Genomic DNA, 13,205 nt, shown 5'->3' with positions numbered 1-13,205 from the left:
TGGACGACGGTCTGCGTTTCGCAATCCGTGAAGGTGGCCGTACCGTTGGCGCGGGCGTGGTTGCTAAAGTTCTCGGCTAATTGCTGATAACATTTGACGCAATGCGCAATAAAAGGGCATCATTTGATGCCCTTTTTGCACGCTTTCACGTCAGAACCTGGCTCATCAGTGATTATTTTTGTCATAATCATTGCTGAGACAGGCTCTGCAGAGAGCGTATAATTCGAAAAGCGAATTAGCATTTCGATTTGGTTTGCCTCGCAATCGCGGGGTGAAAATGTTTGTAGAATACTTCTGACAGGTTGGTTTATGAGTGCGAATACCGAAGCTCAAGGGAGCGGGCGCGGCCTGGAAGCGATGAAATGGGTAGTAGTAGCCGTTCTGCTGATCGTAGCGATTGTCGGCAACTACCTTTATCGTGACATGATGCTGCCGCTACGCGCGCTTGCAGTGGTAATTCTGATTGCTGCAGCGGGTGGTGTCGCGCTGTTGACGACGAAAGGCAAAGCGACCGTCGCTTTTGCTCGCGAAGCGCGTACCGAAGTCCGTAAGGTAATTTGGCCGACTCGCCAGGAAACATTGCACACCACGCTGATCGTAGCGGCGGTTACCGCTGTAATGTCACTGATCCTGTGGGGACTGGATGGTATTCTGGTTCGCCTGGTATCCTTTATCACTGGCCTGAGGTTCTGAGATGTCTGAAGCCCCTAAAAAGCGCTGGTACGTCGTTCAGGCGTTTTCCGGTTTTGAAGGCCGCGTAGCAACGTCGCTGCGTGAGCATATCAAATTACACAACATGGAAGAGTTATTTGGCGAAGTTATGGTTCCGACCGAAGAAGTGGTCGAGATCCGTGGCGGCCAGCGTCGCAAAAGCGAGCGCAAATTCTTCCCGGGTTACGTGCTGGTTCAGATGGTAATGAACGACGCGAGCTGGCACCTGGTGCGCAGCGTACCGCGCGTGATGGGCTTTATCGGCGGCACGTCTGACCGTCCGGCGCCAATCAGCGACAAAGAAGTGGATGCGATTATGAACCGCCTGCAGCAGGTTGGCGATAAGCCGCGTCCGAAAACGCTGTTTGAACCGGGTGAAATGGTTCGTGTTAATGACGGTCCGTTTGCTGACTTTAACGGCGTCGTTGAAGAAGTGGACTACGAAAAGTCCCGCCTGAAAGTTTCTGTATCTATCTTCGGTCGTGCGACCCCGGTAGAACTGGACTTTGCGCAGGTCGAAAAAGCCTAAGCAGCGATCAAAAAAGCGACGATTTAATCGTTGCACAGGGCGCGAGATTGGAATACAATTTCGCGCCTTTTGTTTTTATGGGCCCGGCCCGTAAAACGAATTTTATTCACGGGGAGCCTCACTGAGGCGCTATTACCCAATCAGAGGATTTTAGAATGGCTAAGAAAGTACAAGCCTACGTCAAGCTGCAGGTTGCAGCTGGTATGGCGAACCCAAGTCCACCAGTTGGTCCAGCTCTGGGTCAGCAGGGTGTGAACATCATGGAATTCTGTAAAGCGTTCAACGCAAAAACGGAATCCCTGGAAAAAGGTCTGCCAATCCCAGTCGTAATCACTGTTTACGCTGACCGTTCTTTCACTTTCGTTACCAAAACCCCTCCAGCAGCTGTTCTGCTGAAGAAAGCGGCTGGTATCAAGTCTGGTTCCGGTAAACCGAACAAAGACAAAGTGGGTAAAATTTCCCGCGCTCAGCTGCAGGAAATCGCGCAGACCAAAGCTGCCGACATGACTGGTGCCGACATTGAAGCGATGACTCGCTCAATCGAAGGTACTGCACGTTCCATGGGCCTGGTAGTGGAGGACTAAGAAATGGCTAAACTGACCAAGCGCATGTCCGTGATCCGTGACAAAGTTGATGCGACCAAACAGTACGACATCAACGAAGCTATCGCTCTGCTGAAAGAACTGGCAACTGCTAAGTTCGTAGAAAGCGTTGACGTTGCCGTTAACCTGGGCATCGACGCGCGTAAATCCGATCAGAACGTTCGTGGCGCAACTGTACTGCCACACGGTACTGGCCGTTCCGTTCGCGTAGCTGTATTTGCTCAGGGTGCAAACGCTGAAGCTGCTAAAGCTGCCGGCGCTGAACTGGTAGGTATGGAAGATCTGGCTGATCAGATCAAGAAAGGCGAAATGAACTTTGACGTTGTTATTGCTTCTCCAGATGCAATGCGCGTTGTTGGCCAGCTGGGCCAGGTTCTGGGTCCACGCGGCCTGATGCCAAACCCGAAAGTGGGTACTGTAACCCCTAACGTTGCTGAAGCGGTTAAGAACGCTAAAGCAGGTCAGGTTCGTTATCGTAACGACAAAAACGGCATCATCCACACCACCATCGGTAAAGTGGACTTTGACGCTGACAAACTGAAAGAAAACCTGGAAGCTCTGCTGGTTGCGCTGAAAAAAGCAAAACCAACTCAGGCAAAAGGCGTGTACATCAAGAAAGTTAGCATCTCCACCACCATGGGTGCAGGTGTTGCAGTTGACCAGGCTGGCCTGAGCGCTGCTGCAAACTAATGCCTTTACGTGGGCGGTGATTTTGTCTACAATCTTACCCCCACGTTTGCTAACAATAGTTAGCGGCTAAAAGAATTGTTCGTTGGAGCCTGGCCTAATCCAGGCCTCCGTCGAAGACCGCAGGTGTTTCGCAAGAGACTTAATCCCCTGCGTAGACGGTGACAGAACGCTAAGATTATTTTTGGATACTCTGGCTTGTTTCTGCTCACCGTATTAAGACGCTCTTTCCGTTGGGGAGAGTGAAGTGAGTTCCGGAACATGAGTTCCGGCAAACATCCAGGAGCAAAGCTAATGGCTTTAAATCTTCAAGACAAACAAGCGATTGTTGCTGAAGTCAGCGAAGTAGCCAAAGGCGCGCTGTCTGCAGTAGTTGCGGATTCCCGTGGCGTTACTGTAGACAAAATGACTGAACTGCGTAAAGCAGGTCGTGAAGCTGGCGTATACATGCGTGTTGTTCGTAACACCCTGCTGCGCCGCGTAGTTGAAGGTACTCAGTTCGAGTGCCTGAAAGACACGTTTGTTGGTCCGACCCTGATTGCATACTCTATGGAACACCCGGGCGCTGCTGCTCGTCTGTTCAAAGAGTTCGCGAAAGCGAATGCAAAATTTGAGGTCAAAGCTGCAGCCTTTGAAGGTGAGTTGATCCCGGCATCGCAAATCGATCGCCTGGCAACCCTGCCGACCTACGAAGAAGCAATTGCACGCCTGATGGCAACCATGAAAGAAGCTGCGGCTGGCAAACTGGTTCGCACTCTGGCTGCTGTACGCGATGCGAAAGAAGCTGCTTAATCGCAGTTATCTTTATAAAGCATTTGCTTACGTATAAACTTATTCTGATTTTCAGGAACAATTTAAATGTCTATCACTAAAGATCAAATCATTGAAGCAGTAGCAGCTATGTCCGTAATGGACGTTGTAGAGCTGGTTTCTGCAATGGAAGAAAAATTCGGTGTTTCTGCTGCTGCTGCTGTAGCTGTAGCTGCGGGCCCGGCTGAAGCTGCTGAAGAAAAAACTGAATTCGACGTAATTCTGAAAGCTGCTGGCGCGAACAAAGTTGCTGTTATCAAAGCAGTACGTGGCGCAACTGGCCTGGGTCTGAAAGAAGCTAAAGACCTGGTAGAATCTGCTCCAGCTGCGCTGAAAGAAGGCGTGAGCAAAGACGACGCAGAAGCACTGAAAAAATCTCTGGAAGAAGCTGGCGCTGAAGTTGAAGTTAAATAAGCCAACTTTTCTGGTTGCAGCCTAAGTCATTAGGCTGATGGCTGGTGACTTTTTAGTCACCAGCCTTTTTGCGCTGTAAGGCATCAGTAGCATTTCACACTGTTTGACTGCTGATTGTCCTGACAATGCTTGTTTCTATCGACGACTTAATATACTGCGACAGGGTGCTCGCTCTGTGTAAATCGCAATGAAATGGTTTAAGCGTGATAGCAACAGGTATTGCGGAAAGTATTCAATTTTCCGGTCCACAAAATGGTGTTGCACAAACTGTCCCTTCGTCGGACAGATGGGTCGACTTGTCAGCGAGCTGAGGAACCCTATGGTTTACTCCTATACCGAGAAAAAACGTATTCGTAAGGATTTTGGTAAACGTCCACAAGTTCTGGACATTCCATATCTCCTTTCTATCCAGCTTGACTCGTTCCAGAAGTTTATCGAGCAAGATCCTGAAGGGCAGTACGGTCTGGAAGCAGCCTTCCGCTCCGTGTTCCCGATTCAGAGCTACAGCGGTAACTCCGAGCTGCAGTACGTCAGCTACCGCCTTGGCGAACCGGTGTTTGACGTTCAGGAATGTCAGATCCGTGGCGTGACCTATTCCGCACCGCTGCGCGTGAAACTGCGTCTGGTGATCTACGAGCGCGAAGCGCCGGAAGGCACCGTAAAAGACATTAAAGAACAAGAAGTCTACATGGGTGAAATTCCACTCATGACGGACAACGGTACTTTCGTTATTAACGGTACTGAGCGTGTTATCGTTTCCCAGCTGCATCGTAGCCCGGGCGTCTTCTTCGACAGCGATAAAGGTAAAACGCACTCTTCCGGTAAAGTACTGTATAACGCACGCATCATTCCTTACCGTGGTTCCTGGCTGGACTTCGAGTTCGATCCAAAAGACAACCTGTTTGTCCGTATCGACCGTCGTCGTAAACTGCCTGCAACCATCATTCTGCGTGCACTGAACTATACCACTGAGCAGATCCTTGACCTGTTCTTTGAGAAAGTGATCTTTGAAATCCGCGACAACAAGCTGCAGATGGAGCTGGTGCCGGAACGTCTGCGTGGTGAGACCGCGTCGTTCGACATCGAAGCCGACGGCAAAGTGTATGTGGAAAAAGGTCGCCGTATCACCGCGCGCCACATCCGCCAGCTGGAAAAAGATGATATCAAACACATCGAAGTTCCGGTTGAATACATTGCAGGAAAAGTAGCCGCGAAAGATTACGTTGATGAATCAACTGGCGAGCTGATCTGCCCGGCTAACATGGAGCTGAGCCTGGATCTGCTGGCTAAGCTGAGTCAGGCTGGCCACAAACGTATCGAAACGCTGTTCACCAACGATCTGGACCACGGTCCGTACATCTCTGAGACTGTACGCGTCGACCCAACCAACGATCGTCTGAGCGCGCTGGTTGAAATCTACCGCATGATGCGTCCTGGTGAGCCACCAACTCGCGAAGCGGCTGAAAGCCTGTTCGAGAACCTGTTCTTCTCCGAAGACCGCTACGATCTATCCGCGGTTGGTCGTATGAAGTTCAACCGTTCTCTGCTGCGCGACGAAATCGAAGGTTCCGGTATCCTGAGCAAAGACGACATCATCGAAGTGATGAAGAAGCTCATCGATATCCGTAACGGCAAAGGCGAAGTGGACGACATCGACCACCTCGGCAACCGTCGTATCCGTTCCGTAGGCGAAATGGCGGAAAACCAGTTCCGCGTTGGCCTGGTACGTGTAGAGCGTGCGGTGAAAGAGCGTCTGTCTCTGGGCGATCTGGATACCCTGATGCCTCAGGATATGATCAACGCCAAGCCGATTTCTGCAGCAGTGAAAGAGTTCTTCGGTTCCAGCCAGCTGTCTCAGTTCATGGACCAGAACAACCCGCTGTCTGAGATTACGCACAAGCGTCGTATCTCTGCACTCGGCCCAGGCGGTCTGACCCGTGAGCGTGCAGGCTTCGAAGTTCGAGACGTACACCCGACCCACTACGGTCGCGTATGTCCAATCGAAACGCCTGAAGGTCCAAACATCGGTCTGATCAACTCCCTGTCCGTGTACGCACAGACTAACGAATACGGTTTCCTCGAGACCCCGTACCGTAAAGTGACCGACGGTGTTGTTACCGACGAAATTCATTACCTGTCTGCTATCGAAGAAGGCAACTACGTTATCGCTCAGGCGAACTCCAACCTGGATGACGAAGGCCACTTTGTAGAAGATCTGGTTACCTGCCGTAGCAAAGGCGAATCCAGCTTGTTCAGCCGCGACCAGGTTGACTACATGGACGTATCCACCCAGCAGGTGGTATCCGTCGGTGCGTCCCTGATCCCGTTCCTGGAACACGATGACGCCAACCGTGCATTGATGGGTGCGAACATGCAACGTCAGGCCGTTCCAACTCTGCGTGCTGATAAGCCGCTGGTTGGTACCGGTATGGAACGTGCTGTTGCCGTTGACTCCGGTGTTACTGCAGTTGCTAAGCGTGGCGGTACTGTTCAGTACGTGGATGCCTCCCGTATCGTTATCAAAGTTAACGAAGACGAGATGTACCCGGGCGAAGCAGGTATCGACATTTATAACCTGACCAAATACACCCGTTCTAACCAGAACACCTGTATCAACCAGATGCCTTGCGTATCTCTGGGTGAGCCAGTTGAGCGCGGCGACGTGCTGGCAGACGGTCCGTCCACCGACCTCGGTGAACTGGCTCTCGGTCAGAACATGCGCGTAGCGTTCATGCCGTGGAACGGTTACAACTTCGAAGACTCCATCCTCGTCTCCGAGCGTGTGGTTCAGGAAGATCGTTTCACCACCATCCACATTCAGGAACTGGCGTGTGTGTCCCGTGACACCAAGCTGGGGCCAGAAGAGATCACTGCTGACATCCCTAACGTGGGTGAAGCTGCGCTCTCCAAACTGGATGAATCCGGTATTGTTTACATCGGTGCGGAAGTGACCGGCGGCGACATTCTGGTGGGTAAGGTTACGCCGAAAGGTGAAACCCAGCTGACGCCAGAAGAGAAACTGCTGCGTGCCATCTTCGGTGAGAAAGCGTCTGACGTTAAAGACTCTTCTCTGCGCGTACCAAACGGTGTTTCCGGTACGGTTATCGACGTTCAGGTCTTCACTCGTGATGGCGTTGAGAAAGATAAGCGTGCGCTGGAAATCGAAGAGATGCAGCTCAAACAGGCTAAGAAAGACCTGTCTGAAGAACTGCAGATCCTCGAAGCGGGTCTGTTCAGCCGTATCTATGCGGTGCTGGTTGCCGGTGGCGTTGAAGCTGAGAAGCTCGACAAACTGCCACGCGATCGCTGGCTGGAACTGGGCCTGACCGACGAAGAGAAACAAAATCAGCTGGAACAGCTGGCTGAGCAGTATGACGAACTGAAACACGAGTTCGAGAAAAAACTCGAAGCGAAACGCCGCAAAATCACTCAGGGCGACGATCTGGCTCCAGGCGTGCTGAAGATTGTTAAGGTCTATCTGGCTGTTAAACGTCAGATCCAGCCTGGTGATAAGATGGCAGGTCGTCACGGTAACAAGGGTGTTATCTCTAAGATCAACCCGATCGAAGATATGCCGCACGATGCTAACGGTACGCCGGTAGATATCGTACTGAACCCACTGGGTGTACCGTCTCGTATGAACATTGGTCAGATCCTGGAAACTCACCTGGGTATGGCTGCGAAAGGCATCGGCGACAAGATTAACGCCATGCTGAAACAGCAGCAGGAAGTCGCGAAACTGCGCGAATTCATCCAGCGTGCCTACGATCTGGGTACCGACGTGCGTCAGAAAGTCGACCTGAACACCTTCAGCGATGAAGAAGTGCTGCGTCTGGCAGAGAACCTGCGCAAAGGTATGCCAATTGCAACGCCGGTATTCGACGGTGCAAAAGAAGCTGAAATTAAAGAGCTGCTGCAACTGGGTGGTCTGCCAACGTCTGGTCAGATTACGCTGTTTGACGGCCGTACCGGTGAACAGTTCGAACGTCCGGTAACCGTAGGTTACATGTACATGCTGAAACTGAACCACCTGGTCGACGACAAAATGCACGCTCGTTCTACCGGTTCTTACAGCCTGGTTACTCAGCAGCCGCTGGGTGGTAAGGCACAGTTCGGTGGTCAGCGCTTCGGGGAGATGGAAGTGTGGGCGCTGGAAGCATACGGCGCGGCATACACCCTGCAGGAAATGCTCACCGTTAAGTCTGATGACGTGAACGGTCGTACTAAGATGTATAAAAACATCGTGGACGGCAACCATCAGATGGAACCAGGCATGCCAGAATCCTTCAACGTACTGTTGAAAGAGATTCGTTCGCTGGGTATCAACATCGAACTGGAAGACGAGTAATTCTCGCTCAAACAGGTCACTGGTGCCGGGTTAATCCCCGGCACCGGATTGTGCTAACTCCGACGGGAGCAAATCCGTGAAAGATTTATTAAAGTTTCTGAAAGCGCAGACTAAAACCGAAGAGTTTGATGCGATCAAAATTGCTCTGGCTTCGCCAGACATGATCCGTTCATGGTCTTTCGGTGAAGTTAAAAAGCCGGAAACCATCAACTACCGTACGTTCAAACCTGAGCGTGACGGCCTTTTCTGTGCGCGTATTTTCGGGCCAGTAAAAGATTACGAGTGCCTGTGCGGTAAGTACAAGCGCCTGAAACACCGCGGTGTGATCTGTGAGAAGTGCGGCGTTGAAGTGACCCAGACCAAAGTGCGCCGTGAGCGCATGGGCCACATCGAGCTGGCGTCTCCGACTGCTCACATCTGGTTCCTGAAATCACTGCCGTCCCGTATCGGTCTGCTGCTGGATATGCCGCTGCGTGATATCGAACGTGTTCTGTACTTCGAATCTTATGTGGTTATCGAAGGCGGGATGACGAACCTGGAACGTCATCAGATCCTGACTGAAGAGCAGTATCTGGACGCGCTGGAAGAGTTCGGTGACGAATTCGACGCGAAGATGGGTGCGGAAGCTATTCAGGCCCTGCTGAAGAGCATGGATCTGGAGCAAGAGTGCGAGCAGCTGCGTGAAGAGCTGAACGAAACCAACTCCGAAACCAAGCGTAAAAAGCTGACCAAGCGTATCAAACTGCTGGAAGCGTTCGTTCAGTCTGGTAACAAGCCAGAGTGGATGATCCTGACCGTTCTGCCGGTTCTGCCGCCAGATCTGCGTCCACTGGTTCCGCTGGATGGTGGTCGTTTCGCAACGTCCGATCTGAACGATCTGTATCGTCGCGTGATCAACCGTAACAACCGTCTGAAACGTCTGCTGGATCTGGCTGCGCCGGACATCATCGTACGCAACGAAAAACGTATGCTGCAGGAAGCGGTAGATGCCCTGCTGGATAACGGTCGTCGCGGTCGTGCGATCACCGGTTCTAACAAACGTCCTCTGAAATCTTTGGCCGACATGATCAAAGGTAAACAGGGTCGTTTCCGTCAGAACCTGCTCGGTAAGCGTGTTGACTACTCCGGTCGTTCTGTAATCACCGTAGGTCCATACCTGCGTCTGCATCAGTGCGGTCTGCCGAAGAAAATGGCACTGGAGCTGTTCAAACCGTTCATCTACGGCAAGCTGGAACTGCGTGGCCTGGCCACCACCATCAAAGCCGCGAAGAAAATGGTTGAGCGTGAAGAAGCTGTCGTTTGGGATATCCTGGACGAAGTTATCCGCGAACACCCGGTACTGCTGAACCGTGCACCAACCCTGCACCGTCTGGGTATCCAGGCATTTGAGCCAGTCCTGATCGAAGGTAAAGCGATCCAGCTGCACCCGCTGGTTTGTGCGGCATATAACGCCGACTTCGATGGTGACCAGATGGCTGTTCACGTACCGCTGACGCTGGAAGCCCAGCTCGAAGCGCGTGCGCTAATGATGTCTACCAACAACATCCTGTCTCCAGCGAACGGTGAGCCAATCATTGTTCCTTCTCAGGACGTTGTACTGGGTCTGTACTACATGACCCGTGACTGTGTTAACGCCAAAGGCGAAGGCATGGTGCTGACTGGCCCGAAAGAAGCTGAGCGTATTTATCGCGCTGGCCTGGCCTCTCTGCATGCGCGCGTTAAAGTGCGTATCACCGAATACGAAAAAGATGCAAACGGCGAATTCGTTGCGAAAACCAGCCTGAAAGACACGACCGTTGGCCGTGCCATTCTGTGGATGATCGTACCGAAAGGTCTGCCTTTCTCCATCGTCAACCAGGCGCTGGGCAAGAAAGCGATCTCCAAAATGCTGAACACCTGTTACCGCATTCTGGGCTTGAAGCCGACCGTTATCTTCGCTGACCAGACTATGTACACCGGCTTTGCTTATGCAGCGCGTTCAGGTGCATCTGTTGGTATCGATGACATGGTCATCCCAGAGAAGAAACACGAGATCATCTCTGAAGCGGAAGCTGAAGTTGCTGAGATCCAGGAGCAGTTCCAGTCTGGTCTGGTTACCGCGGGCGAACGCTATAACAAAGTTATCGATATCTGGGCAGCGGCGAACGATCGTGTATCCAAAGCGATGATGGACAACCTGCAGACCGAAACCGTGATTAACCGTGACGGCGTAGAAGAGCAGCAGGTTTCCTTCAACAGCATCTACATGATGGCCGACTCCGGTGCGCGTGGTTCTGCAGCACAGATTCGTCAGCTGGCAGGTATGCGTGGTCTGATGGCGAAGCCAGATGGCTCCATCATCGAAACGCCAATCACCGCGAACTTCCGTGAAGGTCTGAACGTACTCCAGTACTTCATCTCCACGCACGGTGCGCGTAAAGGTCTGGCGGATACCGCACTGAAAACCGCGAACTCCGGTTATCTGACGCGTCGTCTGGTAGACGTTGCGCAGGATCTGGTTGTGACCGAAGACGATTGTGGCACCCTCGAAGGTATCACCATGACCCCGGTTATCGAGGGTGGTGATGTTAAAGAGCCACTGCGCGATCGCGTACTGGGTCGTGTGACCGCGGAAGACATCCTGAAGCCGGGCACCGCAGACATTCTGGTTCCACGCAACACCCTGCTGCACGAACAGTGGTGTGACCTGCTGGAAGCGAACTCTGTTGACTCCGTGAAGGTGCGTTCCGTTGTATCCTGTGACACCGACTTTGGTGTATGTGCGCACTGCTACGGTCGTGACCTGGCGCGTGGCCACATCATCAACAAAGGTGAAGCCATCGGCGTTATCGCGGCACAGTCCATCGGTGAACCGGGTACACAGCTGACGATGCGTACGTTCCACATCGGTGGTGCGGCATCTCGTGCGGCTGCTGAATCCAGCATCCAGGTGAAAAACAAAGGTAGCATCAAGCTCAGCAACGCGAAGTCGGTTGTGAACTCCAGCGGTAAACTGGTTATCACTTCACGTAACACCGAGCTGAAGCTGATCGACGAATTCGGTCGTACCAAAGAGAGCTATAAAGTGCCTTACGGTGCGGTTATGGCGAAAGGTGATGGCGAGCAGGTTGCCGGCGGTGAAACCGTTGCAAACTGGGATCCACACACCATGCCGGTTATCACCGAAGTAAGTGGTTTCATCCGCTTCACTGACATGATCGACGGCCAGACCATTACTCGTCAGACTGACGAGCTGACCGGTCTGTCTTCTCTGGTGGTTCTGGATTCTGCTGAACGTACTACCGGCGGTAAAGATCTGCGTCCTGCACTGAAAATCGTTGATGCTCAGGGTAATGACGTTCTGATCCCAGGTACCGATATGCCTGCGCAGTACTTCCTGCCGGGTAAAGCGATTGTACAGCTGGAAGATGGCGTACAGATCAGCTCGGGTGACACCCTGGCGCGTATTCCTCAGGAATCCGGCGGTACCAAGGACATCACCGGTGGTCTGCCACGCGTTGCGGACCTGTTCGAAGCACGTCGTCCGAAAGAGCCGGCAATCCTGGCTGAAATCAGCGGTATCATCTCCTTCGGTAAAGAGACCAAAGGTAAGCGCCGTCTGGTTATCACTCCAGTAGATGGCAGCGAACCGTACGAAGAGATGATTCCTAAGTGGCGTCAGCTCAACGTGTTCGAAGGTGAACGCGTAGAACGTGGTGACGTGGTTTCCGACGGTCCAGAAGCGCCGCACGACATCCTGCGTCTGCGTGGTGTGCATGCTGTTACTCGTTACATCGTTAACGAAGTACAGGACGTATACCGCCTGCAGGGCGTTAAGATTAACGATAAACACATCGAAGTTATCGTTCGTCAGATGCTGCGTAAAGCAACCATCGAAAACGCGGGCAGCTCCGAGTTCCTCGAAGGCGAGCAGGTTGAATACTCACGCGTCAAGATCGCTAACCGCGAACTGGAAGCGAACGGCAAAATCGGTGCGACCTTCTCGCGCGATCTGCTGGGTATCACCAAAGCGTCTCTGGCAACCGAGTCCTTCATCTCTGCAGCATCGTTCCAGGAAACGACTCGTGTCCTGACCGAAGCCGCTGTTGCAGGTAAACGTGATGAACTGCGCGGTCTGAAAGAGAACGTTATCGTGGGTCGTCTGATCCCGGCGGGTACCGGTTATGCGTACCATCAGGATCGTATGCGTCGTCGTGCTGCAGGCGAACTGCCAGCTGCACCGCAGGTTACTGCTGAAGATGCATCCGCGAGCCTGGCAGAACTGCTGAACGCAGGTCTGGGTGGCTCCGACAACGAGTAATCGTTGAGTCGCTAATAAAAAACCCGCTTCGGCGGGTTTTTTTATATCTGCACTATTTCAGTTTACTAATGGGATCCGTCGATACAGCTCAATCATATCGCCCGCCAGGTCCTGTATGACCATGGCGTTCATCAGGTGATCCTGCGAGTGGACGGTGATCAGGTTAACCGGAAGCTTCCCGGTCCCTTCATCAAGACCGATAAGCTGCGTCTGTATGGTGTGCGCATGCTTCACATATTCCCGCGACTCTTCCATCGCTTTTTCGGCTTCGTCAAACTCACCTTTACGCGCCATCTGCAATGCCGTCAGGGCCGCACTGCGCGCCGCGCCTGCGTTAACAAGCAGTTCCATAATCGTGGTTTCTAAGTCTTCCATTATGACTCCAGAAGTTTGAGCGCTTTATCCAGTACGGCATCACCTTTCATCATGCCGTAATCCATCATGTCGATCACCGCGACCTTTTTGCCCAGCGGGTCGGCCTGCGCCTGTAATTTAGCCTGCTCGTATTTAACCTGTGGCCCCAGCAATACGATGTCGGCCGTTGCGATGTTGTCTTTAAACTCCGCAACCGGAACGGCTTTAATGGTGACTTCAACCCCTTTTTTCTGCGCGGCGTCTTTCATACGTTGAACCAGCATGCTGGTTGACATTCCCGCTGCACAGCATAAAACGATGTTCTTCATAATCAGCCTCGATCTACATGTGTTTATTGATAATTATCCCGTGCAGACCGCTTCAACAACCGCTTTACCGCGATTGTGTGTCAGGCATCACAAAGAAACAGGCGTTTTTCTGAAACCGGTT

General features: G+C 52.4%; 11 protein-coding genes. 9 read left to right on the top strand and 2 right to left on the bottom strand.

Annotated features, from left to right (window positions below; translation table 11 throughout):
* The 9 genes from HMPREF3143_RS24965 to rpoC form a co-directional block, all read left to right on the top strand.
* Nucleotides 1-80 (top strand): EF-Tu C-terminal domain-related protein (locus tag HMPREF3143_RS24965; protein WP_001184434.1); only part of this gene is annotated, 80 nt, incomplete at its 5' end.
* A gap of 229 nt (nucleotides 81-309) precedes the next feature.
* Nucleotides 310-693 (top strand): preprotein translocase subunit SecE, encoded by a 384-nt coding sequence (secE, locus tag HMPREF3143_RS14875; RefSeq protein WP_003862342.1) that lies wholly within the window; start codon nucleotides 310-312, stop codon nucleotides 691-693.
* 1 nt (nucleotide 694) lies between these two features.
* A complete protein-coding gene (gene nusG, locus HMPREF3143_RS14870; protein WP_003862341.1) occupies nucleotides 695-1,240 on the top strand; it encodes a transcription termination/antitermination protein NusG in 546 nt (181 codons plus the stop codon).
* 155 nt (nucleotides 1,241-1,395) lie between these two features.
* The gene (rplK, locus tag HMPREF3143_RS14865) at nucleotides 1,396-1,824 is read left to right on the top strand and encodes a 50S ribosomal protein L11 (RefSeq protein WP_008503452.1); all 429 of its coding nucleotides are present in this window, start codon (nucleotides 1,396-1,398) and stop codon (nucleotides 1,822-1,824) included.
* A 3-nt stretch (nucleotides 1,825-1,827) separates the two neighbouring features.
* The gene (gene rplA / locus HMPREF3143_RS14860) at nucleotides 1,828-2,532 is read left to right on the top strand and encodes a 50S ribosomal protein L1 (protein WP_006810530.1); all 705 of its coding nucleotides are present in this window, start codon (nucleotides 1,828-1,830) and stop codon (nucleotides 2,530-2,532) included.
* A 291-nt stretch (nucleotides 2,533-2,823) separates the two neighbouring features.
* The gene (rplJ, locus tag HMPREF3143_RS14855; protein ID WP_003862338.1) at nucleotides 2,824-3,321 is read left to right on the top strand and encodes a 50S ribosomal protein L10; all 498 of its coding nucleotides are present in this window, start codon (nucleotides 2,824-2,826) and stop codon (nucleotides 3,319-3,321) included.
* A gap of 66 nt (nucleotides 3,322-3,387) precedes the next feature.
* Nucleotides 3,388-3,753, top strand: a complete 366-nt coding sequence (rplL, locus tag HMPREF3143_RS14850) for a 50S ribosomal protein L7/L12 (RefSeq protein ID WP_002445276.1) — start codon at nucleotides 3,388-3,390, stop codon at nucleotides 3,751-3,753.
* 319 nt (nucleotides 3,754-4,072) lie between these two features.
* Nucleotides 4,073-8,101 (top strand): DNA-directed RNA polymerase subunit beta, encoded by a 4,029-nt coding sequence (gene rpoB, locus HMPREF3143_RS14845; RefSeq protein ID WP_008503453.1) that lies wholly within the window; start codon nucleotides 4,073-4,075, stop codon nucleotides 8,099-8,101.
* 76 nt (nucleotides 8,102-8,177) lie between these two features.
* Nucleotides 8,178-12,401 carry a DNA-directed RNA polymerase subunit beta' gene (gene rpoC / locus HMPREF3143_RS14840; RefSeq protein WP_008503454.1) on the top strand — a complete coding sequence of 1,408 codons (4,224 nt, stop codon included), beginning with the start codon at nucleotides 8,178-8,180 and terminating at the stop codon, nucleotides 12,399-12,401.
* Between the two features lie 57 nt (nucleotides 12,402-12,458).
* On the opposite strand, the gene HMPREF3143_RS14835 is transcribed toward rpoC, so the two are convergent.
* Entirely contained in the window at nucleotides 12,459-12,776 is a 318-nt protein-coding gene (locus HMPREF3143_RS14835) for a PTS lactose/cellobiose transporter subunit IIA (protein ID WP_008503455.1), read from the bottom strand.
* A complete protein-coding gene (locus HMPREF3143_RS14830; protein ID WP_008503456.1) occupies nucleotides 12,776-13,084 on the bottom strand; it encodes a PTS sugar transporter subunit IIB in 309 nt (102 codons plus the stop codon). The genes HMPREF3143_RS14835 and HMPREF3143_RS14830 overlap by 1 nt, the downstream gene beginning before the upstream one ends.
* Nucleotides 13,085-13,205 lie beyond the last annotated feature (121 nt).

Source organism: Enterobacter sp. HMSC16D10 (assembly GCF_001807145.1).
Lineage (GTDB): Bacteria > Pseudomonadota > Gammaproteobacteria > Enterobacterales > Enterobacteriaceae > Enterobacter > Enterobacter roggenkampii.
This window is presented reverse-complemented; position numbering and strand designations above follow the sequence as displayed.

Coding starts and splice junctions, on each gene's coding strand:
- HMPREF3143_RS14835 (WP_008503455.1), bottom strand. CDS start 12,776: ATGGAAGACTTAGAAACCACGATTATGGAACTGCTTGTTAACGCAGGC.
- rplK (WP_008503452.1), top strand. CDS start 1,396: ATGGCTAAGAAAGTACAAGCCTACGTCAAGCTGCAGGTTGCAGCTGGT.
- rplA (WP_006810530.1), top strand. CDS start 1,828: ATGGCTAAACTGACCAAGCGCATGTCCGTGATCCGTGACAAAGTTGAT.
- nusG (WP_003862341.1), top strand. CDS start 695: ATGTCTGAAGCCCCTAAAAAGCGCTGGTACGTCGTTCAGGCGTTTTCC.
- rpoB (WP_008503453.1), top strand. CDS start 4,073: ATGGTTTACTCCTATACCGAGAAAAAACGTATTCGTAAGGATTTTGGT.
- HMPREF3143_RS14830 (WP_008503456.1), bottom strand. CDS start 13,084: ATGAAGAACATCGTTTTATGCTGTGCAGCGGGAATGTCAACCAGCATG.
- rplL (WP_002445276.1), top strand. CDS start 3,388: ATGTCTATCACTAAAGATCAAATCATTGAAGCAGTAGCAGCTATGTCC.
- secE (WP_003862342.1), top strand. CDS start 310: ATGAGTGCGAATACCGAAGCTCAAGGGAGCGGGCGCGGCCTGGAAGCG.
- rplJ (WP_003862338.1), top strand. CDS start 2,824: ATGGCTTTAAATCTTCAAGACAAACAAGCGATTGTTGCTGAAGTCAGC.